25 protein-coding genes are annotated in these 23515 nt (G+C 41.7%); 11 read left to right on the top strand and 14 right to left on the bottom strand.

The features are described from left to right. Positions 1–131: 131 nt before the first annotated feature. On the top strand, positions 132–1037 hold the full coding sequence (locus R1T43_RS11880) for a mechanosensitive ion channel family protein (protein WP_317349114.1): 906 nt from the start codon (positions 132–134) through the stop codon (positions 1035–1037). On the opposite strand, the gene R1T43_RS11875 is transcribed toward R1T43_RS11880, so the two are convergent. Continuing rightward, positions 1020–1580: an HNH endonuclease gene (locus tag R1T43_RS11875; RefSeq protein WP_063457109.1), complete on the bottom strand. Its 561-nt coding sequence runs from the start codon at positions 1578–1580 to the stop codon at positions 1020–1022. The genes R1T43_RS11880 and R1T43_RS11875 overlap by 18 nt on opposite strands. A gap of 336 nt (positions 1581–1916) precedes the next feature. Here R1T43_RS11875 and pnp point away from each other — a divergent pair, with 336 nt between their 5' ends. Further along, positions 1917–4028, top strand: a complete 2112-nt coding sequence (gene pnp, locus R1T43_RS11870) for a polyribonucleotide nucleotidyltransferase (protein ID WP_061997389.1) — start codon at positions 1917–1919, stop codon at positions 4026–4028. A gap of 133 nt (positions 4029–4161) precedes the next feature. Continuing rightward, entirely contained in the window at positions 4162–4455 is a 294-nt protein-coding gene (locus R1T43_RS11865) for a DUF1244 domain-containing protein (RefSeq protein ID WP_317349111.1), read from the top strand. Positions 4456–4578: 123 nt separating this feature from the next. Here R1T43_RS11865 and R1T43_RS11860 read toward each other — a convergent pair whose 3' ends face one another. The 3 genes from R1T43_RS11860 to R1T43_RS11850 are packed head-to-tail and all read right to left on the bottom strand — an operon-like array spanning position 4579 to position 6974. Continuing rightward, complete coding sequence (locus tag R1T43_RS11860) at positions 4579–6009, bottom strand: ATP-binding cassette domain-containing protein (RefSeq protein WP_317349109.1); 1431 nt, start codon at positions 6007–6009, stop codon at positions 4579–4581. Positions 6010–6025: 16 nt separating this feature from the next. After that, a complete protein-coding gene (locus tag R1T43_RS11855) occupies positions 6026–6532 on the bottom strand; it encodes a GNAT family N-acetyltransferase (protein WP_317349108.1) in 507 nt (168 codons plus the stop codon). A gap of 40 nt (positions 6533–6572) precedes the next feature. Then, positions 6573–6974 carry a DUF4870 domain-containing protein gene (locus tag R1T43_RS11850; RefSeq protein WP_317349105.1) on the bottom strand — a complete coding sequence of 134 codons (402 nt, stop codon included), beginning with the start codon at positions 6972–6974 and terminating at the stop codon, positions 6573–6575. 166 nt (positions 6975–7140) lie between these two features. On the opposite strand from R1T43_RS11850, the gene R1T43_RS11845 reads away from it, so the two are divergent. From R1T43_RS11845 to R1T43_RS11835, 3 genes are all read left to right on the top strand, one after another. Further along, positions 7141–7359, top strand: a complete 219-nt coding sequence (locus R1T43_RS11845) for a VF530 family DNA-binding protein (protein ID WP_057792179.1) — start codon at positions 7141–7143, stop codon at positions 7357–7359. Between the two features lie 74 nt (positions 7360–7433). Beyond that, the gene (locus tag R1T43_RS11840; RefSeq protein WP_211070800.1) at positions 7434–7907 is read left to right on the top strand and encodes an NYN domain-containing protein; all 474 of its coding nucleotides are present in this window, start codon (positions 7434–7436) and stop codon (positions 7905–7907) included. Positions 7908–8074: 167 nt separating this feature from the next. Beyond that, on the top strand, positions 8075–8734 hold the full coding sequence (locus R1T43_RS11835) for a YoaK family protein (RefSeq protein WP_317349101.1): 660 nt from the start codon (positions 8075–8077) through the stop codon (positions 8732–8734). A 108-nt stretch (positions 8735–8842) separates the two neighbouring features. Here the strand turns inward: R1T43_RS11835 and R1T43_RS11830 are convergent, their stop codons facing one another. After that, positions 8843–9577, bottom strand: a complete 735-nt coding sequence (locus R1T43_RS11830; protein WP_317349098.1) for a hypothetical protein — start codon at positions 9575–9577, stop codon at positions 8843–8845. A gap of 188 nt (positions 9578–9765) precedes the next feature. Here R1T43_RS11830 and R1T43_RS11825 point away from each other — a divergent pair, with 188 nt between their 5' ends. Next, entirely contained in the window at positions 9766–10803 is a 1038-nt protein-coding gene (locus R1T43_RS11825) for a DUF4350 domain-containing protein (RefSeq protein ID WP_317349097.1), read from the top strand. A gap of 79 nt (positions 10804–10882) precedes the next feature. Here R1T43_RS11825 and R1T43_RS11820 read toward each other — a convergent pair whose 3' ends face one another. From R1T43_RS11820 to R1T43_RS11805, 4 genes are all read right to left on the bottom strand, one after another. Continuing rightward, complete coding sequence (locus tag R1T43_RS11820) at positions 10883–11911, bottom strand: methionine synthase (protein WP_211070804.1); 1029 nt, start codon at positions 11909–11911, stop codon at positions 10883–10885. 25 nt (positions 11912–11936) lie between these two features. Beyond that, positions 11937–12914, bottom strand: a complete 978-nt coding sequence (locus tag R1T43_RS11815) for a DUF1852 domain-containing protein (protein ID WP_317349093.1) — start codon at positions 12912–12914, stop codon at positions 11937–11939. A gap of 512 nt (positions 12915–13426) precedes the next feature. Beyond that, on the bottom strand, positions 13427–13861 hold the full coding sequence (locus R1T43_RS11810; protein ID WP_317349090.1) for a YchJ family protein: 435 nt from the start codon (positions 13859–13861) through the stop codon (positions 13427–13429). A gap of 168 nt (positions 13862–14029) precedes the next feature. Beyond that, a complete protein-coding gene (locus R1T43_RS11805) occupies positions 14030–14458 on the bottom strand; it encodes a deoxyguanosinetriphosphate triphosphohydrolase (protein WP_211070807.1) in 429 nt (142 codons plus the stop codon). Between the two features lie 394 nt (positions 14459–14852). Here R1T43_RS11805 and R1T43_RS11800 point away from each other — a divergent pair, with 394 nt between their 5' ends. Then, positions 14853–15254: a YqaA family protein gene (locus R1T43_RS11800; RefSeq protein ID WP_317355797.1), complete on the top strand. Its 402-nt coding sequence runs from the start codon at positions 14853–14855 to the stop codon at positions 15252–15254. Between the two features lie 17 nt (positions 15255–15271). Here the strand turns inward: R1T43_RS11800 and R1T43_RS11795 are convergent, their stop codons facing one another. Next, on the bottom strand, positions 15272–15934 hold the full coding sequence (locus R1T43_RS11795; RefSeq protein ID WP_317349087.1) for a protein-methionine-sulfoxide reductase heme-binding subunit MsrQ: 663 nt from the start codon (positions 15932–15934) through the stop codon (positions 15272–15274). Continuing rightward, positions 15934–16944, bottom strand: coding sequence for a protein-methionine-sulfoxide reductase catalytic subunit MsrP (gene msrP, locus R1T43_RS11790; RefSeq protein ID WP_317349085.1), 1011 nt, complete (start codon positions 16942–16944; stop codon positions 15934–15936). The genes R1T43_RS11795 and msrP overlap by 1 nt, the downstream gene beginning before the upstream one ends. A gap of 365 nt (positions 16945–17309) precedes the next feature. Here msrP and R1T43_RS11785 point away from each other — a divergent pair, with 365 nt between their 5' ends. Further along, complete coding sequence (locus tag R1T43_RS11785; protein ID WP_317349083.1) at positions 17310–18368, top strand: RDD family protein; 1059 nt, start codon at positions 17310–17312, stop codon at positions 18366–18368. Positions 18369–18410: 42 nt separating this feature from the next. On the opposite strand, the gene R1T43_RS11780 is transcribed toward R1T43_RS11785, so the two are convergent. The 3 genes from R1T43_RS11780 to R1T43_RS11770 are packed head-to-tail and all read right to left on the bottom strand — an operon-like array spanning position 18411 to position 21590. Then, on the bottom strand, positions 18411–19754 hold the full coding sequence (locus R1T43_RS11780; protein WP_317349081.1) for an anti-phage deoxyguanosine triphosphatase: 1344 nt from the start codon (positions 19752–19754) through the stop codon (positions 18411–18413). A 14-nt stretch (positions 19755–19768) separates the two neighbouring features. Beyond that, positions 19769–20368, bottom strand: coding sequence for a 5'-deoxynucleotidase (yfbR, locus tag R1T43_RS11775; protein WP_317349079.1), 600 nt, complete (start codon positions 20366–20368; stop codon positions 19769–19771). 1 nt (position 20369) lies between these two features. Next, the gene (locus tag R1T43_RS11770; RefSeq protein ID WP_057792153.1) at positions 20370–21590 is read right to left on the bottom strand and encodes a pyridoxal phosphate-dependent aminotransferase; all 1221 of its coding nucleotides are present in this window, start codon (positions 21588–21590) and stop codon (positions 20370–20372) included. Positions 21591–21952: 362 nt separating this feature from the next. Here R1T43_RS11770 and R1T43_RS11765 point away from each other — a divergent pair, with 362 nt between their 5' ends. Both R1T43_RS11765 and R1T43_RS11760 read left to right on the top strand, forming a co-directional pair. Continuing rightward, positions 21953–22747 (top strand): DUF2189 domain-containing protein, encoded by a 795-nt coding sequence (locus R1T43_RS11765; RefSeq protein ID WP_057792152.1) that lies wholly within the window; start codon positions 21953–21955, stop codon positions 22745–22747. Positions 22748–23116: 369 nt separating this feature from the next. After that, positions 23117–23434, top strand: a complete 318-nt coding sequence (locus tag R1T43_RS11760) for a DUF3718 domain-containing protein (protein ID WP_057792150.1) — start codon at positions 23117–23119, stop codon at positions 23432–23434. The last annotated feature ends 81 nt before the right edge of the window (positions 23435–23515 follow it).

Genomic DNA, 23515 nt, shown 5'->3' with positions numbered 1-23515 from the left:
AAATGTTGGCCGTTAGATGATAATAATCCCACTGGTCGGCATTGTGCCCATCATTACCATGCTTCATAATAAAGGCGCTGAATTTTCAGCGCTTTTTTATTTTCTATCAAACGGTTATCTGGAGCATTTAAATGGAAATAGTGATTGACCCTACGCAAATGTGGCAAAATTTTGTTGAATTTGTGTTGGACTACAAGCTATTGGCCTCGCTCGTTTTAGTGGTATTGCTGCACTTCTTTAAAAAGGGCACCCTTAGATTAATTAAGCGCCGTAGTTCTCGCAAAGGGGAAGACCGACGTAACCAAATTAATATTTTGGAGCAGTTAGGCAATGCATTTATTATTGTATTGCTGATGATGGTGTGGTCGTCTGAAATTCAAAATCTTGCCATTTCAATTGCCGCTTTCATGGTAGCCATTGTGTTAGCTACCCGCGAATTCATTCAATGTTTTATGGGCTTCATTTACTACCTAGGGGCACGGCCATTTAGGGTAGGGGATTGGATCCAAATGAATAACGTAATCGGTGAAGTGGTGGAAATGGATTGGGCGAAAACCGCCTTGTTAGAGGTTGACCCTGAAACGTTTAACTATACGGGTAAGCACGTATATGTTCCTAACAGCCAATTAGTTACCCAGACAGTGCGTAATTTAAACTTCTTACGCCGTTATAAATTGCACTCGTTTAACATTGTTAATGAACCTACCGTAAATGCCTACAGCCTACTACCGGCATTTAGAGCCAGTGCCCATGCTCACTGTGAATACTTTCGTGATGTAGCAGAGCGCTACAAAGGCCTTATTGAGCGTCATTTAGAACAAGATTTTATTCAAATTGACCCTGAGGTTGAAATTAAAACCAATGAACTGGCTAAAGTCGTTGTAAAAGTCAGTTTGTTTTGCCCGACAGCTGAGGCACACGAACTTGAACACAAAATGTGTTCAGACTGGTTAAGCCTGTGGTTTGAGGCATTAGAAAAATCTGCTTGCCCGCCGAATACTTCGTCTAGCTCTCAATCGCTAGGGGAAACCGTTTAAGTGCCAATCTCGTTTATCGGTGAAGTGGCCTTTTAAAAATTCCATTTGATCGGCCAGTATTCGACGGTTAACCAAATAGAACCTTTCATAAACGTTTGGCCTGAAGGGTACAGCAAGCAAAGGCATTCCAGCTTCTTCTGGGGTTTTGGCCGCTTTTGCATGGTTACAGCGCTGACAAGACGTCGCCACGTTAGTCCAACTATCTTTGCCACCCCGTGAGCGTGGAATAATATGATCACGGGTTAACAGGCTTGGTGAGAAGCGTTGGCCGCAGTAAAGGCACAAATAATTATCACGCCTAAACAGATACCGATTGGTTAATGCTATCTTGCCACTTAAATCCGTTACCTTGCCATCGCAAGCAATGATACTCGACAAGGTTAACTGACTTTGATGGCCATCATGATCCCAGCCACCTTTGAGCGTAATAGCATCACTGCCTAATTCGAATAATACCTTTTCCTGACAATAGAGTTTTGCAGCTTGCTCAACATGGATCCATTCCTGTGGCATGCCAGCTTTATTTAGTCTAAGTACTAGCATTACATTCCCCTTAGCGCACCGTGTAGGTTTAGTTATAGCATACGAGGTTTTATGTCATTATGATGAAAATACATACAATTTGAGCGTATTCATACAAATTTCATCTGGATATGGTGATATTTACGTAGCGGTGAGTATTTGTGCGCTTATTTGGCCAATGTGAACTACATTGAGTAGCGGGTTAATCACAGTGAATACGTGATGTGTGCGAAATAGCTACAAACCGCAACGAATTCTACGAATAGAAAATTTGTTAATGGTATTAGCGTTAGTTCATCGCTATACTATGCACCGCGATTATAAGCGATAAATAAGATTGAAATTAAAGGACAAATAGTGACTCCTATTACTAAATCATTTCAGTATGGACAGCATACTGTAACACTAGAAACGGGCGTTATCGCTCGTCAGGCCACAGCAGCCGTCATGGCAAGTATGGATGACACCGCTGTATTAGTTACGGTTGTGGGTAAGAAAGAAGCGAAAGCAGATCAAGATTTCTTCCCATTAACAGTAAACTATCAAGAAAAAACATATGCTGCGGGTAAAATCCCTGGTGGTTTCTTCAAGCGTGAAGGTCGTCCTTCTGAAGGTGAAACCCTTACAGCTCGTTTGATTGACCGTCCAATCCGTCCATTATTCCCTGAAGGGTTTAAAAACGAAGTACAAGTTGTTATCACGGTAATGTCTGCTAACCCAGATATCCCAACTGATATCATCTCTATGATTGGTACTTCAGCAGCACTTGCCATTTCTGGTATTCCATTTAATGGTCCAATTGGTGCAGCGCGCGTTGGTTACACTGACGGCGAATACATTCTAAATACCCGTGTTGAAGAGCAAGCTGACAGCGATCTAGATTTAGTTGTTGCTGGTACTGAAGGCGCGGTATTAATGGTTGAATCAGAAGCCGATGTGCTTTCTGAAGACGTTATGCTTGGCGCAGTAATGTTCGGTCACGAACAATTGCAAACGGTAGTAACAGCAGTTAAAGAATTTGCTGCTAACGTTAGTATCGACAAGTGGGACTGGAAACCAGAAGCAGAAAATACAACCCTTAAAGATAAAGTGAAAGCACTAGCTGAAGCTGAAATGGTTGCTGCTTACCAAATCTCTGACAAGCTTGCTCGTAAAGATGCAGTAACTGCTGCTACTGAAAAAGCGCGTGATGCTATCCTTGCTGAAGACGAAACCCAAGATAAGAAAGAAGTATCTAATCTTCTTCATGATCTTGAGTCTGACGTAGTTCGTTCACGCATCCTTGCTGGCGAGCCTCGCATCGACGGTCGTGATCCTAAGATGATTCGTGCACTAGACGTTGCAACGGGCATTTTACCACGTACTCACGGTTCTGCTGTTTTCACTCGTGGTGAAACGCAAGCAATCGTAGCTGCTACTTTAGGTACAGAACGTGATGCGCAGATGATTGACGAGCTTCAAGGCCGTCGTGACAGCCGCTTCATGCTTCATTATAACTTCCCTCCATACTGTGTTGGTGAAACCGGTATGATTGGTTCTCCTAAGCGTCGTGAAATTGGTCACGGTCGTTTGGCGAAGCGTGGTATTCAAGCTGTAATGCCAAGCGAAGAAGAATTCCCGTACGTAGTACGTATTGTTTCTGAAATTACAGAATCAAACGGTTCATCTTCAATGGCTTCTGTATGTGGTACTTCACTTGCGCTTATGGATGCAGGTGTACCAATTAAAGCTTCAGTTGCTGGTATTGCAATGGGTCTAGTGAAAAGCGACGAAAACTTCGTTGTACTTTCAGACATCCTTGGTGACGAAGATCACCTTGGTGACATGGACTTTAAAGTTGCTGGTACTACTGGCGGTATCACTGCATTGCAGATGGATATCAAAATTGAAGGTATCACTAAAGAAATCATGCAAATTGCCCTTAAACAGGCAAAAGAAGCACGTTTGCATATTCTTAACGTAATGGACGAAGCTATTGGCGGTCACCGCGAAGAGCTTAGCGAATTCGCTCCACGCATTTACACGGTTAAAATCGATCAGGATAAGATCCGCGATGTTATCGGTAAAGGCGGCGCGATGATTCGTTCAATTACTGAAGAATCTGATACCAACATCGAAATTGAAGACGATGGTACTATCAAAATCTTCGCAACTGAGCGTGCTAAAGCCGATATTGCTATCAGCAAGATTGAGCAAGTTACCGCTGAAATCGAAGTGGGCAAAACTTACCACGGTAAGATTACCCGTATCGTAGATTTCGGTGCGTTTGTTGAAGTATTACCAGGCAAAGAAGGCCTAGTACATATTTCTCAAATCGCTCACGAGCGTGTTAACAAAGTAACTGACTACCTTACTGAAGGTGCGATGATTGACGTGAAAGTGATGGAAATTGACCGTCAAAACCGCGTACGTCTAAGCATTAAAGAGTTACTTGAAAAACCTGCTCCTAAGTCTGACGACGCAGAGTAAGGTTTTTATTTGCTCCCTTGCTGTGGCTTAGTTTTTAGCTCAAGCAACATAGCAAGAAGCAGATTTAAAACAGATATAGAAAATTAGAAAAGGGAGCTTAGCTCCCTTTTTTGTTTTTAAAGAAAGGAGCAACATGGAAACGCAAACGCAAACTGAAATAGAAGCCGCCGTGTTTCGCCGTTTGGTTGATCATTTAGACGCGAACAAAGATGCACAAAATATCGACCTGATGATTCTGGCCGATTTTTGTCGTAACTGTCTTGCTAAGTGGTATTCATCTGCCGCTGCAGAGCAGGGTGAAGACATCGATTATGATGCCGCACGCGAAGTCGTGTACAAAATGCCGTATTCCGAGTGGAAAGAAAACCACCAATTACCGGCCAGTGATGAACAGCTAGAAAAACTAGCAGCACGTCAAAAGAAATAAATAATAAACCCAGCAAAAGCTGGGTTTTCTTTTATAAGTGGGCAAGCCGCTTCAATGGTGTTTTGTACATGGAAGTCATATCAAAAAAGCCACATTAGCAAAAGCTACATTAACAAAAGCAAATTAGCCTTGGTAATCTCGCATATCAAGCAAGTTATCAATGCCCTCAATTGCCTCATCTGCTATGTGAGTTACATAAAGCAGGGTGGTATGGGTAGAGCCAGCTAGTAGCTTAATTAGCGCCAGCACATTGGTGCGATTAATATCATCTAGCCCATTGCAGGGTTCATCAAGTATTAATACCGCCGGGTGCTTCACCATGGCGCGCACAATAAGTAACAAGCGCTGTTCACCAAACGAGAAGTTATTAAAAGGAGTGTGTTTGTTATCGGTAAAACCAATAACATCAAGCCATGCATCGGCAATCGTGTTTTCAGCATTGGTTGGCGTGGTATAAAGGCCGATGCTGTCGTAAAAACCAGAAAGCACCACATGGTGAGCGCTGTAATTTACCCGGTACTGCATGTGCAGTGCGTTTGACATTATGCCAATGTGTTGCTTGATATCCCATATACTTTCCCCAGTGCCTCGCTTTATTCCAAACAAGGTTAAATCATTGGTATAGCAGTGAGGGTTATCGCCTGTGATCATAGTCAGTAGGCATGTTTTGCCCGAGCCATTGGGCCCAGATATTTGCCAATGCTGGCCTGGGTAGACCACAAAATCTAAATCTTTAAATACGGTATTGTCATCGTACTTAACAAACCCATTTCGAAGTGCAATAACCGGCTCATCTTTGGGAAAGACTTTAGACGTTTCAGTGCTAGGCGGCAATGTGGGGTTAGCCGTGCTTAAGCTAAACCAAGAGGATAAATGATTAACCAAGACTTCAGGTGCCATGTTGTCGTCGCTAGACGATACAATAGTTAGCGCATCAACTAAGACTAACTTACAAGCCACATTCGGCACATCACGCACTGTGTTTGCCGTTATCACTAAGGTGGACTGAGTTTGTTGGCTCAAGAAGGTGTTAAAACGCGCCCGTGCTTCTTTATCTAACCCTTCAAAAGGCTCATCAATTAAAATAGCGTCAGCATTGCTCACCCATGCGAGCAACAAAAGTACTTTACGTGTTTCACCCGTAGACAGTGAAAGAAAGGCGGTATTGAGTAAATGCTCAACCTGCAGCGCTATAGATAAAGCTTCGTATGCGCTGTGTTCTATATAGTCAGGGTTCGCTTGACTTAAAAGCTCGTGTACTAGGGTAGGCTCGGCCACAATATCAAGCAGGTCGGCACTGTCTTTCTGTTTTTCTTCTAGAATGAGTGCTTGTTGAACGGCTACGCTCACTTCAGCAACTGACACTTTACATATGCGTGAACCTGCTAGTGGCTTACCACGACCGGCAAGTGCCGCCATAAGCAAGGATTTCCCTGCACGGTTTCGCCCAGCAATGAGTACATGCTCACCTTGATTAACGGTAAAAGTAAATGCAGGAGTGGTGAAGTTGTTTTCTAGTTTTACTTGATACTTGTGTAGCGATAGCGTGGTCAAAATGCAGACGTTTCAGTTAGCCAGTATTAAAGCATTTTGGCGGGGATGACGGGGATATGTCAATGTTAACTAACGGTTTGGTCATAAAATGGCTATTGGGATCAAGCTGATAACTGCCAAAAGGCTCGCAGTCTTCAAAACCGTTTTTGGCATACAACTGCCGAGCGGCTTTGAAATAGCCTTGTGTGCCAGTCTCCAAGCTTAACGTGCGGTAACCGTTTGCTATAGCGAATTCAATCACAAAGGTTAGCAACTGTGTTGCTACGCCTTTATTACGAAAAGCGGCAACAGTTCGCATAGATTTCAATTCAGCTTCAGTGTTGCTTAATTTTCTTATCGCGACACAGCCAGCTAAAACGTCGCCTTGCCATGCGCTAAAGAAGGTAATGTCAGGTGACTTTAACGCGGTAACATCTAAGGCATGCACACTTTCTGGGGGAGAAGTGGCGTACATATCTTTTAAGTGCTCTTCTAGCAGGGCGATAACATCGCCGCTGCTAAGGTCGTCATGTTTAATTTTCATATATAACGTTAATTGACCAATTTAATTGGTTATTTGAAAGTTATTTAAGAAAGGTAATGCTAAGTGGGTAAACCCATAATTCACCTTTGTTAGCTTTCAGCGCAGCAACAATAGCAAAAATAAAGTTCAGTATGGCGAGTATTACTAAGCCAAACATACCAATAATAATTAATGTGAGCACGCCACAAATAAGCGAGTAAATAAATAAGCTAATTAACCAATTCACGGTTACCTTTCCATGCATATCAATATCTTGGTGCTTATCTTTATTCACAGCCCACATAACGATAGGCAAAATTAAGCCTAAACCAGGCACGATAATACTAGTCAACTGACTAAGGTGAATCAGCATGCAATAGGTGTTGAGGGGCATCCCCCAATACTCTTGAATATTTTCATTTGTTTTACTGATGTCTTGGTTATTATTCATATTGTCACTCATACAACTTCCTTGTTTATCAATATTTAATTATGTTTATTTGCTCTAACGGCATTCCCTTCGAATTTTTCGAAGGGAATGCCAACATACTCTGTTAAAATAACAAAATCAACGTACTAGCGAGCTTATTAATCGCGATACGTATTTGTTTCTATTCGGAATTAGCATTATGAACCAACAGCAGCCAAACAACCCTCTTCACGGGCTTACCCTTGAAAAAATCCTTGTTCGTCTCGTTGAACATTATCAATGGGAAGGCTTGTACGCAGAAATTAGGGTGAACTGTTTCAACAACGACCCTTCTGTTAAATCTTCACTGAAGTTTTTGCGAAAAACTCAGTGGGCGAGAGACAAAGTTGAAGCGTTATATATTCGTACATTTAGCTAATCTACTCGCGCTAAAGGCAAGCTAGTCATTAACACCAAAAAGACTGAGCCTTCTCGCTCTCATAAGGAATAACCATGGATAACGTTGCGCTTTTCGTCGACGTTCAGAATATTTACTACACCACCCGACAAATTCACAAGTGCAATTTTGACTACAATCAGTTTTGGCGCACAGCTACCGAAGGTCGGAACGTGGTGAAAGCGGTGGCGTATGCTATTGAGCGCGGCGATACAAAGCAGCGAGAGTTTCAAAATATCCTGCGTGGTATTGGCTTTGAAGTGAAGTTAAAACCATTCATTCAGCGTGCCGATGGTTCAGCGAAAGGCGATTGGGATGTAGGCATTACCATTGATGCTATGGAGTACGCTGAATTAGCTGACACCATTGTATTTGCCACAGGGGATGGCGACTTTGATTTGCTGGCCAGTAAGCTAGTAGATAAAGGTAAAGAGGTAGAAGTGTATGGCGTTCAAGAACTCACTTCGGTTTCTCTTATAAAGGCCGCGAGTAAATACGTTCCTGTACAAGGCGAGCTATTACTGCGCTAATCTATGTATTTATATCATGTATTTAAGCTATGATATTCAAACTATGTCAGTGCTGCTGATAGACACATAAGCGTCTATTATCACGGCTTTTATTGATATTGGTCAGATTGATTCTGTGTTGTTACGAGTATGCTTGTCTTATCTGAATACGAAATAGGCGAGGTATCATGATTTCACAGCTACCTAAGTGGGTAGAATTCGGCGCGTTTATTTTAGCGCTGGTGGCGGGTTATGTGAACGCGATTGGGCTGCTTGGTTTTGACCATCAATCTGTATCGCACCTATCAGGTACTGCCACTTTACTAGGTACTGGTGTTTATCAAGGCTCTTTGCAAAATGCATTTCATCTTGTAGGCGTCTTGCTTTCCTTCCTTGCTGGCGCTTCCATTGCAGGCTTCTTACTGCATGGGTTTACATTAAAACTGGGGCGACATTACGACACTGCTCTTGTGATAGAAGCGCTTTTATTGCTTGTTGCACTGGCGTTTTTGTATAACGAACAGTTTATCGGCCATTTTTTTGCTTCAGCGGCCTGCGGGCTTCAAAATGCGTTAGCTACAACCTATAGCGGCGCTATTATTCGAACCACTCACGTTACCGGTATTTTCACCGATTTAGGTATTATGCTTGGCGCCTTGTGCCGAGGAGAAAAGCTAGATACCAGAAAAGCCAAGCTATTCTTACTCATTATTACCGGTTTCATTTTTGGTGGTACAGCGGGCGCTATTCTGTTTGGCATGTTTCAGTTTTTCTCGCTTATTGCGCCGGCTAGCGTATGTCTAGTGATAGCAGTGATCTATAGGGTGTATTTACGAAAAATGGCATGAGTAAAATATTGTAAGTGGTAAAGGTTGAAAAAGACCGCTGACATGAGCGGCCTTTTTGTTGGTTTATTTTAAAAGTTATTTATCATTTACATATGGCTTAGATTTGGCCTAGATTTGGCTTAGATTTGCCTTAATAGCCCCATAGTGGATACATGCAAGTACTGGGCTTGCAAGTAACACAGACAAACCAAAAGTGTGAGGCGCAAAGTAAATAACCAAGGTGTTTAGCGCGAACAATATGGCGATAGATGTAGGCTGTGCAGAAACAATCGAAAAGGTTGTTGTCATGCTTTGTTTGAATGAGCGCTTAGCTATTAGCATTAGTGGCGCAACAAAAAGTAATAGCATTATGAGTGGGACTGCCGATGAAAATATTAAGCCTAACGTATGTGCGCTTATATCAATAAACTGTTGGAATAAAAGTAAATCTACACCGCTACTTCCAAGTAGTAACCAAGAAAACATAAGCTGACTTAAAAAGGGGAGCAAAAGGAGAGGGCTAATAAGTAAAAATTTTCCCCATGATGCATTGCTTATTGCAGAGAATGACCATACTTTTCCTTTTGTTGCCAAGTGATGAATGCAGAGCCACGTAGCGCCAATAACGGGCACCATCATCCATTTTGATAGAACTAGCGCTACGGGGCCAGCTAATAGCTGCAGCAGGCCTTCAATAATTAACGGGCTCAGCATAAGAACAAATAACGAAAAAGGCGCCTGTTTAAATAGCTGCCAACCTTGTGTGAACCACGCATTATCTTCAACGCGAGTTTTATTATTCTCGAAAGTTTTGTTGGTTTTTAATGCTAACTCATTTTGATTTACTGAAGTTTGTGCCGTCATTGTGAATCCCTGTGTATGGGTTGGTGATTATTAATTAACCTTCAAAGCTATAGTCACGGATAAAAAATAAAAATTACAAAATGATTAGAAAATAATCTAATGACAGTCGAATATGTGTTTAATGCTATGAAATATTTAGCTTTATTTTTATTCTTTTTACTTTAGAAGTTATTCATAAGGATGTGTTAATGAAAGCTATGGCGAGAATAACTACTCTTTTCAATGTGCTTTTAGTGGTTTCGTGCACTGAGAGCCCTCAGCAAGCAGACGCGACATTTGAACCCTACAAGCGAGCAGCGACTTACACCGCAAATTTCAGCCCAGTGGTAATGGTTGATGAAGCTCACTACAATTTTCTTACCATTAATAATCGTTTTAAGCCCTTCGCTAAAGTGTTGCTCAGCGACGGCGTCACGGTTGAATCAAACAAGGTAAGTTTCAGCCAACAGGCCCTTAAAAATGTGGATATTCTTGTTATCGCCAACGCCCTTGATAAAAAACGAAGCAACTGGCAACCCCCGTTTGACCAAGCGCTAACTAATGAGGAAGTGACTGATGTGGTTGAGTGGGTACGTAAAGGCGGTTCTCTTTTTCTTATTGCTGATCACGCCCCTTTTCCTAAAGTGATTGAAAGCCTAGCAACAGCACTGGGCTTCACGTTTACCAATGGCCACGTTAAGGCAACATTGTTTAACAAAGCAACGGGTACTCTAATTAGCCACGCAGTAACCTATGCACATGAAGATGCTACGCAAGATGATAATTCTAGTGCTAATGCTAATTCTGAAGACAATCCTGAAGCTAAACGCCCAAACCATGTCGAAGTTCCGGTTTTTATGCAAGAAAGTCCACATGGCGCATTTACATTATTATTAAACAGTCAGTTGCACACAAAAGAAGTGATTCAAGTTAAAACATTTGGCGGCGCTGCTTTTTTACTACCAGAAGCGGCTATTTCATTGTTAACTTTTGGGCCACGTGCGGTATCTATTGAGCCAGAAGTTCCTTTTGAAATAACGTCAAGCACGCCTCGAAGAGATATCGAAGGCTGGAGTCAGGGTGCCTTGTTGGAATTGGGCAAGGGGCGAGTTGCGGTGTTTTCTGAAGGCATGATGTTTTCTTCTCAAATCGATACTCGAACAGGTAAGAAGCATGGTATGAGGTCGGTGGGGGCTGAACAAAACGAACGATTTTTACTTAATATTATTCATTGGCTAGCGGGCTAAGCAGAGCTGACCAACAAAGTTGAGTAAGCGCAAATGCAAACTCAGTGTCAGCTCTGTAATAGTAATTAGGACGTTAACATTAACGCGTCAGTTCTTGCCTAATAATTTCAGCTCCTGCACTCAACGCGTTGAGTTTTCCGCGTGTTACATGTTGTGACAAAGGCACCATGCCACAGTTTGTACAAGGGAGTAGTTTGTCGGCATCCACAAACTGTAGGGCCTTTCTAAGCGTGTTAGCGACTTCTTCTGGTGTTTCAATAGCATTGGTGGCTACATCAATGGCACCAACCATGACTTTTTTGCCACGAAGCAACTCGATTAACTCCATGGGAACTCGAGAATTCTGACATTCTAGTGAAATGAGGTCGATAGAAGACGATTGCAATTTTGGAAAAATCTCTTCGTATTGTCTCCACTCTGCGCCCAATGATTTTTTCCAGTCGGTGTTGGCTTTAATGCCATAGCCATAGCAAATATGAACGGCAGTTTCACACTTTAGCCCTTCAGCAGCACGTTCAAGTGCCGCTATTCCCCAATCATTCACTTCATCGAAAAAGACATTAAATGCAGGTTCATCAAACTGAATAATATCAACGCCTGCAGCTTCCAACTCTTTGGCTTCTTGGTTTAATATTTTCGCAAATTCCCAGGCAAGCTTTTCGCGACTTTTGTAATGACTGTCGTAAAGGGTATCTACCATAGTCATGGGGCCAGGAAGTGCCCATTTAATGGGCTGATCAGTTTGTTGACGAAGAAATTTAGCATCATCAACAAACACCGCTTTTTGGCGAGTCACTTCACCAACCACCATAGGTACACTGGCATCATATCTATCGCGGATTTTTACCGTTTTACGCTGCTGAAAATCAACACCGTTTAAATGCTCAATAAAAGTGGTAACGAAATGTTGGCGAGTTTGTTCACCATCACTAATGATATCAACACCAGATTGTCGCTGATTAAGTAACGAAAGACGTAACGCGTCTTGCTTGCCCTGAGTCAGTTCATCACCGTCTAATTTCCAAGGTGACCAAAGTGTTTCAGGTTGTGCAAGCCAAGACGGTTTAGGCAGACTGCCGGCGATTGAAGTAGGTAATAATTTTTTCATAATATGTACTACACGTTTGAATGAGTTAAAGGGCGCAGTTTGCAGACCATTGCTGAAGAATATTGTGATAAGGCTTGATGAAATTCTCTTCAACAAACTTACCTTGCTGAGCCGCTAAGTGATTACGTTCTTCTCGGTCATATTCTATTTGTGTGAGTGAATGATCTTGGTGTTTTAAATTAGGTTGATACACTCTTCCGGCAACCGCGTTAGCGTTGTAAATCTCAGGGCGATAAATCTTTTGGAATGTTTCCATGGTGCTAATGGTGCTTATCAGCTCAAGATTGGTGTAATCGTTTAGTAGATCGCCAAAATGATAAAATGCCAAAGGTGCAACGCTATTAGGCGGCATGAAATAGCGAACCTGCAGGCCCATCTTTTGAAAATACTGCTCAGTTAACGATGAGCCATCAGGAAGATATTCAAAACCTAATACAGGGTGTTGATTTTCAGTTCTTTGGTAAGTTTTGTTTTCAGAAACACTTAGGCAGATAACAGGCGATTTACTGAAACTTTCTTTGTAAACGCCTGAATTTACGAATGCTTTAAACAACTTCCCATGTAAATCACCAAAATCCTTGGGAATACTAAATTGGGTTTGGTTTTTATTGTGCTCGGATAAGATCACGCTAAAATCGTAGTCTCGTACATAAGACGAGAAATTGTTTCCCACAATTCCTTCAATAGTTGTATTAGTTTTGCGATCAAGAATATTTGTTTTTAGTATTTCAATAGTAGGAAAGGTAGAACCGTTACCTTCAACATCAATATCAACCGATATAATTTCAAGCTTTGCCGAATAACGATCGCCGTTAACATTGTCCCAATACGCAAGTGCATTGAAACGATTGTCTATCATCTGTAATGCGTTTCGAAGATTATCCTGACGTCGATTGCCCCTAGCCAAGTTAGCAAAGTTGGTGGTGATACGTGTGTTGTCAGATGGACGGTAATTCTCATCAAAACAAACGCGATTAAGCGAAAAAGTAAAAGTGTTATTCATGGTGATCTGACATTCCATTTGTGAACATAAACCCAAATTTTTTTGCTCAGTACAACTGTTCTGTATTTTCCAATTAAGCCTGTAGCGGCGAATTAAAAACGAATGCAATACGTTAGTTGTGTCGAGCAGAGAGGGTTTTATACGCAGATTTATTGATGAATAAAAATGATTTAATTTCATAAAATGATGAGTTTTGCTCATAATCTTCGATTTTGAAATATAAAATTATTAGGTAATCGTTCTGACTTAGAAGCAATCTGCTTATATGAAGCGATGTGAAAGATGAAAACTATGAATAAAAAGAATGGAATTAAACTGTCCAAAGGCCCGAGCTAACAGGTTAAATTACTTCGGGTTTTGGACATCTTAAATAAAATGAGGTGCTGTTAAACAGCTTTAAAAGCGTTTTGTATTAACACAGAATAGGGGGGGCAACGCGGCTTAAATAACCACTCCGGTGCTTAAGTGACCACTCCGGTGCTTAAGCAGCCACTACCGTGGTCAAATAGGCACTACCGTGATTTCGTTGCACAGCATTGCTTAAACTTTTTCCCGCTACCGCAAAGGCAGGGTAAGTTACGACCGTATTTTACTTTGCCGCAATCATCGTGAAGTATACCGTCGTGGTAGCGCCACTGGCCATCTTCAACAATAAAGTTCGAAGTTTCATGTAACTGATAAAGATTTTTGTTTTCAAAATAATAAGCGATGAAATCTACCGTATCTGTCGCCCCTTCATTATTTTGTGTTGCGGCCTCAGCTACCCCTTCAGCTTGGGCAATAAGCGAGACATTTCCAGTTTCACCCACTTCCAGTGCAAACCACGTGGAATTAGCTGCATTAGCAGTTAATTCATCAACACTTAATTCAGGTTGACGCTCCTTTGTGTAGGTAGCCAGTACATAATCGAATTGCTTACTGGCATAGGCAGAAAAACGAGAACGCATTAACTGAGCAGCAGTTTGAGGTTTGGCTTGCCCTTTTAAAAAAGGTTCACAACATGAAGAAAATGGCAAATTTGAACAGCAATAACATCGCATAATTTTTTACAACCAAGTTAGCAGTGCGCTATTGAATATATACGCGGGCGCAATGCTAACGGTAAATTAAGCGAATTACCATGGTCCTACTGCAAGGTTGCCTTCATTTAACGCTGAATCTACTCTTACATTTACCAAACATACTGAATAAAGTTCGCAAAGCTTTCTAATCATATCGCTGTCGGTAGGCTGTAAATCTAAATCAATATTTTCAACATACAGTGTTTTACACTGACCGCCGGTTATCAGCTTGCTTATCCACTCTGGCATTTTTTCCTTTTCAGGTTTTTGAATACGAATGGCGTGGTTGACTTCTTTTGAAAATGACACTGAATCGGCTAATAGATAATTCCAACCTTTACTTGTGCCACCTTTCCCTTCGCCTGGATAACCTTCGAAAGGTAAGGGGAGTTGTACAACGTTAGAAATAGCGGTGCTTGAAACAGACTTATTGGTCACTGAGGTACGTAATGCCTGTAAACGTGCAATTGGTGAAGTGTTCATAGCGTTACCTTTTCGTAAGTTATCTTTTGGGCTGGTTATATATACAGTGTGTATGCGTATACAGTAGTTTTAAGTTAAAAGGATTGCAAGCATTAAATTGTGTTTTTTTCACACAATGCATACTTCTCAAATACTTTTGAATTGAAATAGCGATTTATCGAGGGGGAGTTATTTGCGCATAAATGACGCAATATCAATGTCTTCAGCAGCACAGCTGCTAGAGCGCAAAAGTACTGCCATCAATAGGTAAGCAAACTTAATGACTAAATTGGCGACTTAGGTAAACTACATCCGCACAGAATTTCACTAGGTTAAACACGTCGGGGTGAACCTAGCAGCAAAAAATAAGGCGTAATTTTCAGTGAGCAGTTTAATAGCACTAGGGTATATAGGTATGTTTGTTTCAGCATTTCTTGCTGCCACAATATTACCGTTAAGCTCTGAGCTTGTATTAACCACTTTGGCGCTAAATGGCTCATCTGCGCTTTTGTTACTGATTGTTGCTTCTTTTGGTAACGTGTTGGGTTCAATCGTCAATTATGTATTGGGCTTTCGCTACGGCCAATTGGTAGCAACAAAATTGCTGCGCGTTTCTCACACTACCTTTATGCGGGCTGAAGTCATGTATAAAAAATGGGGGAAATGGTCATTACTATTAGCCTGGGTGCCAATTATTGGCGACCCATTAACTCTGTTAGCGGGCACCTTGCGTACGCGCTTTTGGTTTTTCTTATTAATAGTAGGAATTAGCAAAACAGCGCGATATGCCGCGCTGTTGTTTTTTATCACTCGCTGATTCCACCCTAGTACGTGTTAAGTCTGAGTAGCGTGTTTCCGATTTTTACTGCGAGCATGCTTTTTAAGTGCTGTAGTCACCAAGCCTTTAATTCGGTTAAATAACAATACAAAGGCAAACAGCCAATACCATATGGGTTCTTGCCATATGGTTTTTTGTGACCACGAAAAGTGAAGTAACGCCAAAGGGACTATTAAATAAATACTGTTGTGTAAAATCTGCCAACGCTTGCCCATGCTTCGACGTATTTTTTGAAAAGACGTTATTGTTAATACGAAGAGTAAAAGCAAGGCGGTTAGCCCTACGACAATATAGGGGCGTTTAACCAGCTCGGTAGCAATCAAACTCATATCCAGTTGCAGTTCGAACAGAATGTAAGTCGCAAAATGTGACAACGCATAGACAAAGCTATATATCCCAAGCATTCGCCTAAACTTAATTGGCTCAGGACTAGGCAGTATTTTTGCTAATGGGCTTAACATCAGGGTAATAAGCAAAAGGTGTATTGCCCATATACCGGTTTCATTCAACAAGGTATCAACAGGATCAGGGCCTAAATTATCGGTTATCCCCGCATAAAATAACCCAACGAGATACCCGAGTGATAATAAGTGAATAACACCTTTTAAGCCCCTGCGAGCTAAATTTGAAACACGAACTGGTTTTTTAAATAATTTCATTAGAAGTTACGCGTTAAGTCCATGTTTGCATAAAGCGGCGCCACTTCACTGTAACCATTGTACATTTCGGTAGGTATTCTATTACGTGATAGTAATCCACCGGTGGTAATACGGCGTTCGCTAGCTTGGCTCCAACGAGGGTGTGATACATCTGGGTTCACATTAGCGTAAAAGCCGTATTCGTTAAACGCTAAACGGTTCCACGTAGTGGGGGGCTGCTTATCGGTCAACCGAATGCGCACAATCGACTTAATACTTTTAAAACCGTATTTCCATGGCACCACTAAACGAACAGGAGCGCCATTTTGCGGCGGTAGGGTTTTACCATAAAGGCCTACCGACATCAGCGTGAGAGGGTGCATAGCTTCATCTAAACGCAGACCTTCAACATAAGGGTATTCAATACCCCCACCAAGGAAACGGTTGCGTTGCCCGGGCATGTGCTCAGGCTCGTATAAGGTTTCAAAGGCCACATATTTAGCTGACGACAAGGGCTCTGCAGCTTTTAATAACGCGCCTAACTCATAACCAATCCAAGGAATAACCATAGACCAAGCTTCTACACAACGAAGGCGATAGATTCGCTCTTCAAGAGGAAAACGCTTTGTTAAATCATCAAGATTCAGTGTGAGTGGTTTGTTCACCAGCCCATCGACTTTTAATGTCCATTCAGATGTATCGAATTCTTGCGCGTTTTTAACAGGCTCATCTTTGGCAGTGCCAAACTCATAAAAGTTATTATAAGAAGTCGCTTTGGATTCTGGGGTTTGGGTTTCGCTAATTTGGTACTTTTCAGGCTGACTAAATTTAAGCGCTTGGGTTTTGAATGCCTTTGCTTGTTCCTCATCGTCTTCCCAAAACCACCCAGCTGCATTTGCAGAGTTTGAAAGCAACGCGGACGCACCTACAAAGCCAAGAGACTTTAATAACTTACGACGATTAAGATAAACATTTTCATCGGTAACATGATTGTCGGTTAGCTTTACTGAAGGCTTAAAAGGTTTAGACATACTTACACCATAATTATTGAGCGCGCTTAGACATTAAAAACGCAAAAGCAGGTAACGTCGACTTCGCGCGAAGGCACCGAGATTACATTACTTACGTGAAGGCAGGGTTTTAAGATTGCACCATGTAATACACACGCGAATTTTATAAAAAGTAACTACAGATTTAACGCGTATAAATGAAGACCCATTTAATAAGAATAAAATTTCATGAATTAAAAAGAACTCAACGAAACGCTGTGGTAATAAATGATGCTAATTAAACGCATTATGCTTTTTTATACATAGTAATCAATAGCTTTAGCTTGAGCTAAAAATGAAAAGCGCGTAACTTAAATGGTTTAGGTATTGTAATAACAAGTATAAAAATGAAAGCCAACGAAATAGAGCAATTAGCGCTGTCAGATTCTGAAACCAGAGATGTGATCACCCCGTATGCCTTTAAAGTTGACCAAGCGCTATTAGGCATTCCTTTGGCTCCGCCTATTAGACGCGCAATAGCAATTATCATTGATGTCAGTTTAATATTTATGGCTGCAAAGCTTAGCGCAACGTTAATTGCCTTTGTTGCTGCTATGGCTTTTTATAAAGGCACAGCACAACAATACCTTCCTAAAATGTCTTCGTTTTGGCGCAGAACCCTAAAGCTTTTTGCAGCCAGCTTTTTATTTGTAAGCTCGCTAACGGTACTCTCATTAGCAATAGACTTCTTTGAAGGCGATAGCACTCTACAAGGAACACAAATAAACACATCTGAACAGAATGATGAGTTAAGTGAGCATGATAGATCAATAATACGCACATATTTAGCGCAAACTGGCGACGATAAAAACTGCGACGATATTTGCCAAAGTGCTGCTAGCGCTAAATTGTTTGCTCAATTGCCTGAGCTTGCTGAAATTGAAAACGCTGGAAATAGTCAAGTTACTCGATCGCTATTGCACTTAATGGCCATAGCTGACGATGAACCTATTGCCGCAGATGATATTGAAAATTTAGATTTAGCGCCAGAGAGTATTGCGGGCCAAGATACAAACGAAAATACAAGCGAAAACGACACAACACCTGTAACCAGTATTGTGCAGTGGGGCAAAGGCATTATTCAAGACCTAGGTCTTGGTTTTGGTTGGGCTGCTGTTTACTTTACCTTGTTCTCGTTACTTTGGCGCGGGCAAACTCCAGGTAAAAAAGTATGTAATATTCGCGTGGTTTCGCTAAGCGGAGAGCCACTTGGCATGCTTGATTGCTTTGGCCGGTACGGCGGCTACGGAGCCGGTTTTGCGACGGGGCTATTAGGCTTTTTACAGGTTTACTGGGATCCAAACAGACAGGCCATTCAGGATAAAATATCAGCCACCGTAGTTATTCAAGGGAGCGTGAACCAAGTTGTAACGGCAAAAACTGTTGCTGATGCGGTTAAGGATTAGTCTTGCGTAACATAGCTAAATAACCTTATTCCACACTTAACGCTAGATATGGAAGCTGTCTTGAATGCCACCTTGTCGAGGGGAAAAGAGTGTTCCATATAACCGTGAGGCAAACTCATCGGTCATACCGGAAATATAATCAGCAAGCACTCGCATGCCGTTATGTTGTTCGCAGGCTTTTAACCAGCGCTCTTGGGTGTTTTCAGGCAATAGGCGTTCAGGATCAGAACTAAAGGCTTCTAATAACTCCATCACTACCATTTGGCCTTTATATTCAAGCTGCTGTACATCAGGGCGTCGAATAACTTTTTTATACACAAACCGCTTAAATAGCTCTAAACCACTTTCGAAATCGTTAGGCATTTTAGCATTATAGGCAAGCAGTGGATGCGCAAAGCCTTCTACATCGGCGATTTCTATAGCCGTAATAAAACTATTTACCAGAGCGCCAATGGCGTTTTTGCGCTCGTGATGGGCTTTGCTGAAAAGCTTCTCGGTAAGTTCATCAATGTTATCTGATAACCATTTTATCTCTAGTGCTTTTATCGGAAGGGTGACATCGCTAACAAAGTCTTGTCGGTTCACCATGTCCATTACAATCGCGTCTTCTAAATCGTGGATGCCGTAGGCGATATCATCCGCAAGCTCCATAATTGAGCAATCAAAAGACTTAAAACGGGTTTTACTGTGCTTGGTATCAAATTGATTAAAAGACATTAACCTGTCTTTGTCAGAGGCGCTAAACGGCGCTAGTAACCAATCGAATAAAGGTTCGTCACAACGAAACAAGCCTTTAGGTGGATGCCATTCGCTGGCTTTTACTTGGCGTAATGAAGCGGGGCGTTCACCGTTAACCTTAGGGGCTGTTAGGGTATCAATAAAATTGGGGTATTTCACAAGACCCAATACACTTCGGCGGCATAAGTTCATGCCATGCTCGGCAGTGTAGGGCTCTAACTGAGTAATTATACGAAACGTTTGTCCGTTTCCTTCAAAGCCGCCATGTTCGTGCATCATATAATGAAGGGCAATTTCACCACCGTGACCAAATGGCGGGTGGCCTATATCATGGGCTAAGCACAAGGTTTCTATAAGCGTGGGATCAAGGGCTAATTTGCTGGCGATATCTGGAAACTTACCGCTTAATTGGGCGGTAATGCCAGTGCCTATTTGCGCGGCTTCTAAAGAGTGAGTAAGGCGAGTGCGATAAAAGTCACTAAGGCCAACACCTAATACTTGGGTCTTGGCTTGTAAACGTCGAAAAGCGGCACTGTGCAGTACGCGAGCTTTATCTCGCTGGTAGGGATTACGATGATCGCCATCGCGAGAAACACTGCGCGGCAGTCTGCGTGCGTGTAAATCTTGTTCCCACTTGTGTACTGTCACAGTGTGTTCCTTTTCTAAATTTCTTCCTGGGTTATTTCGTCTAAACTAAGCGAAAAGCTCGGCACATAGCGAGTTAAGAAATAATCGACTTCATCTGAGTGATACTCTTTCAAAATCTTATCTAACCGCTTTTTAGCCAGTTTGAATTCTTGGTTTCCCGCTGAAAGTTCTTCTAAGGTTTTCAAGTAGGCACATAGCACATCGGCAGCTTTAACAATAAAAGCTTCTTCTTCAGTGTGAAAATTAGCATCAATGAGTGAAGCGTAATCTTCTTTGAATGCGTCTGGTGCCATATCGATTAAAATATTTTCAGCTATCTTTTCAATCTTTTTATATTCGTGCTTGATGTCTGGATTATAGTATTTTACCGGTGTTGGTAAATCGCCCGTTAATACCTCAGACACATCGTGAAACATCGCGATAGTCGCAATGCGTTCTGCATTTATTGTTCCGCCAAAAAACTTGTTCTTTATTAAAGCGAGGGCATGCGCCACCATGGCCACTTGTAAGCTGTGCTCCTGAACATTTTCAGTACGTACATTGTGCATAAGTGGCCAGCGATTAATAAGCTTTAATCGGGCAAGGTGAGCAAAAAAATGACTTTTATCTGACACGTTAAGCGCCTTGTTGATAGTGTTGAAAGAAGTTACCTATACGGTGAAGTGCCGGAACTAGCACATCACTATGCGGTAAAAACACTAAACGGAAATAAACGCCGTCAGTCAGATTAAACGCTTTACCGTGTACCAATAGAATCTTCTCAGCGCGCAGCAAATCTAAAATCATCTGCTCATCATTGTTTATGTTGAATTTTTTCTCATCAACTCGGGCAAAACAGTACATCGCGCCTTTGGGTTTAACGCAGTGTATGCCATCGATGCTGTTAAGCATGTCTACCGCCACATCGCGCTGAATACGCAGACGACCCGTGTCTTTCACTAGGTCATTGATGCTCTGATACCCACCTAACGCCGTTTGAATCGCACTTTGGCAAGGCACGTTTGCACACATTCGCATTGAAGAAAGAATATTTAAGCCTTCAATATAGTCTTTTGCTAAGCGTTTGTTGCCGCTGACCACTAACCAACCAGAGCGAAAACCTGCTACGCGGTAGTTTTTAGACAGGCCACCAAAGGTAACGAAAAATACATCGTCAGCAAGAGAGGCAATACAGGTATGTTCGGCATCGTCGTATAAAATTTTATCGTAAATTTCATCACTGAAAACAACCAAGCCATGTTCTCTTGCCAAATTGACAACGTCTTGCAACAAGGCTTTATCGTAAACAGCGCCAGTAGGGTTATTTGGGTTAATTAATACAATAGCCCGAGTTTTGCTGGTGATTTTGCTTTTGATGTCATCTAAGTCAGGGAACCAGCCCGCTTGTTCATCACAACGATAATGTACCGGAGAGCCTGATGACAAACTTACCGCGGCGGTCCACAGTGGATAATCAGGGCTTGGGATCAGTACTTCGTCGCCATGATTAAGTAGCGCTTGCATGGCCATCATTATCAATTCGCTAACGCCGTTACCAATGTAAACATCGTCTACGCGAATATGCTGAATATTGCGCTGCTGGTAGTACTGCATAACGGCCACACGTGCTGCGTAAATTCCCGTTGAATCTGAATATCCTTGAGAAGTGGGCAGGTTATGAATAACGTCTTTAAGAATATCGTCGGGGGCTTCAAAGCCAAATGGGGCAGGGTTACCAATATTTAGTTTTAAAATACGGTGGCCTTCATCTTCCATTTTTTTAGCTTGTGCCGCAATGGGGCCGCGAATGTCATAACAAACGTTATCTAATTTGTGTGAGCGAGATACAGTTTTCATGGTCTATCTGGTTAATTTACAGACCTTGAGGTTAACGTAAACCACATACCCTTGCGAAGCCTAATTTAGCGCTAAACGTGAAAAATATTTCGATTTGGTTGAAAAGTGTACGGCTAATTGTGGTTTACATCATAAAACTGACTGAAAACACCTAAAAATTGATTGTTAAACACAATATTAAAAAAAACTTCATAAATTAAAGTCACCAATTAACAGCCAATTAGAAATAAAAACTTATCAAAAAGGCTAAAATCTTGTTAATTAATTGTAAAATTGAGTAAATCGGCCTATCGTATAAGTACGGCGCATTAGGATGGGCGCGCCAACACCTTTTACGTGTAATAGCAGAGGTAGTTCTCATTATGTCGCACCATTTTAAAGAAACCCCAGAAAATGCGATAACTCAAAGCGGTATTGCAAGGGTGATCCCTTGTAAGGAACTCGATATAGGCGATCCTATAAAATGGCTCTCACTTGGTTTACGTGACGCAATGCGTACACCTATTTTAACCGCGGTGTATGGCGTTATGTTTGCCGTAATCCCTTGGTTCATAATGTACTTGGTAGAAATGACAGGTTGGCATCTAGTGATAATGCCTGCCATTGTGTGTTTCATGTTGATTGGCCCTTTCTTAGCTGCAGGTTTATATGATGTAAGCTGGGAATTAGAAAAAGGGCACAAGCCTACCTTTATGCATTCATTGCGAGCGATGCGAAGAAACGCTGTAAATGAGTGGGGGTTTGGCATCTTGCTAATGGTAATGATGATTTTTTGGCTTCGTGTAGCATCACTTATTCACGCATTGTATCCTTCGAACATTGAAACCACCCTTGAGAGTTTGATGCCATTTCTGGTACTGGGTTCAATAGTCGGTGCGGGTTTCACCTTAGCCATGTTATTTGTGACTGCGTTCACTCAACCTATATTAATGGAACGAAAAGTCGATTTGGCCACGGCGTTACTGACTAGTGTTAACGCAGTATGGGTAAACAAAGTTCCCATGCTTATATGGGGCGCCATTATATTTACGGCGGTCGCCATTGGTTTTGTAACCGGGTTCGTTGGCTTTATCATATTAATGCCACTTATCGGGTATGCATCATGGCATGCTTACATTGACGCCATTTCTACAAAACGCGCAAGAAAATATGATTAAAATGTAGTTTTATTACAACAAAATGAGGCGGGTTTACCTGATTGCATCAAGTTAACTCGTCTTTTTTTGTGAAAATTTCATACAGAAGGCTTTTTTTTGTACAGTAATAGACAAAAGTTTTAGACCTTTTTAATAGTAAAAATCCCTCTCCTATAACGAACCGTTATAATTCAAACTAATAATTCTATATAAATCAGGCGTATAGTTTATTAAAGACTTAGTAACATTCTGATTTACCGTTAGTTTACTCACCTTATACAATCTTTAAACAGCATTAATTTCCATTTTAGGTCATAAATAAAGGGCACTCAGGGAATACCTTCCTTGAACTGCTTTTACGAGTTTGCCAAAACCTTTGAGGATCTAATGATGAAATTACTTAAAACTTTAGCGGCTACTGCTGCACTAGCTTTTGCTGTTAACGCTAACGCTGCCCCAGAAAAAGACGTTCGCTTTGTAGGCGAAACACAATTTTCTGGCTTCTGTAAAGCGGTTGTACTTGATGATATTAAAGTATTGCGTTCAAACCTTGCCCGTAACGTAGGTCGTATTGGCGCTAGCCAACGTGAAGTATTACGCATGGTTACTGCAGAAGACGGTTTAACATGTAATGGTGTTAACTTAATTAAGTTCTCTGTTGAGCGCGATGCCAACTCAGTTCACGAATACCTAACGTCACGTAGTTAATTGTGCGTTTACTAAGTTAGCGGGTGGCTGCGCTGTTACGTTTTATCAGCAGAAACACCCGCTACGTAAGTAATGTCTTTA

Origin of the sequence: Alteromonas sp. CI.11.F.A3, assembly GCF_032925565.1 — a bacterium.
GTDB lineage: Bacteria > Pseudomonadota > Gammaproteobacteria > Enterobacterales > Alteromonadaceae > Alteromonas.
This window is presented reverse-complemented; position numbering and strand designations above follow the sequence as displayed.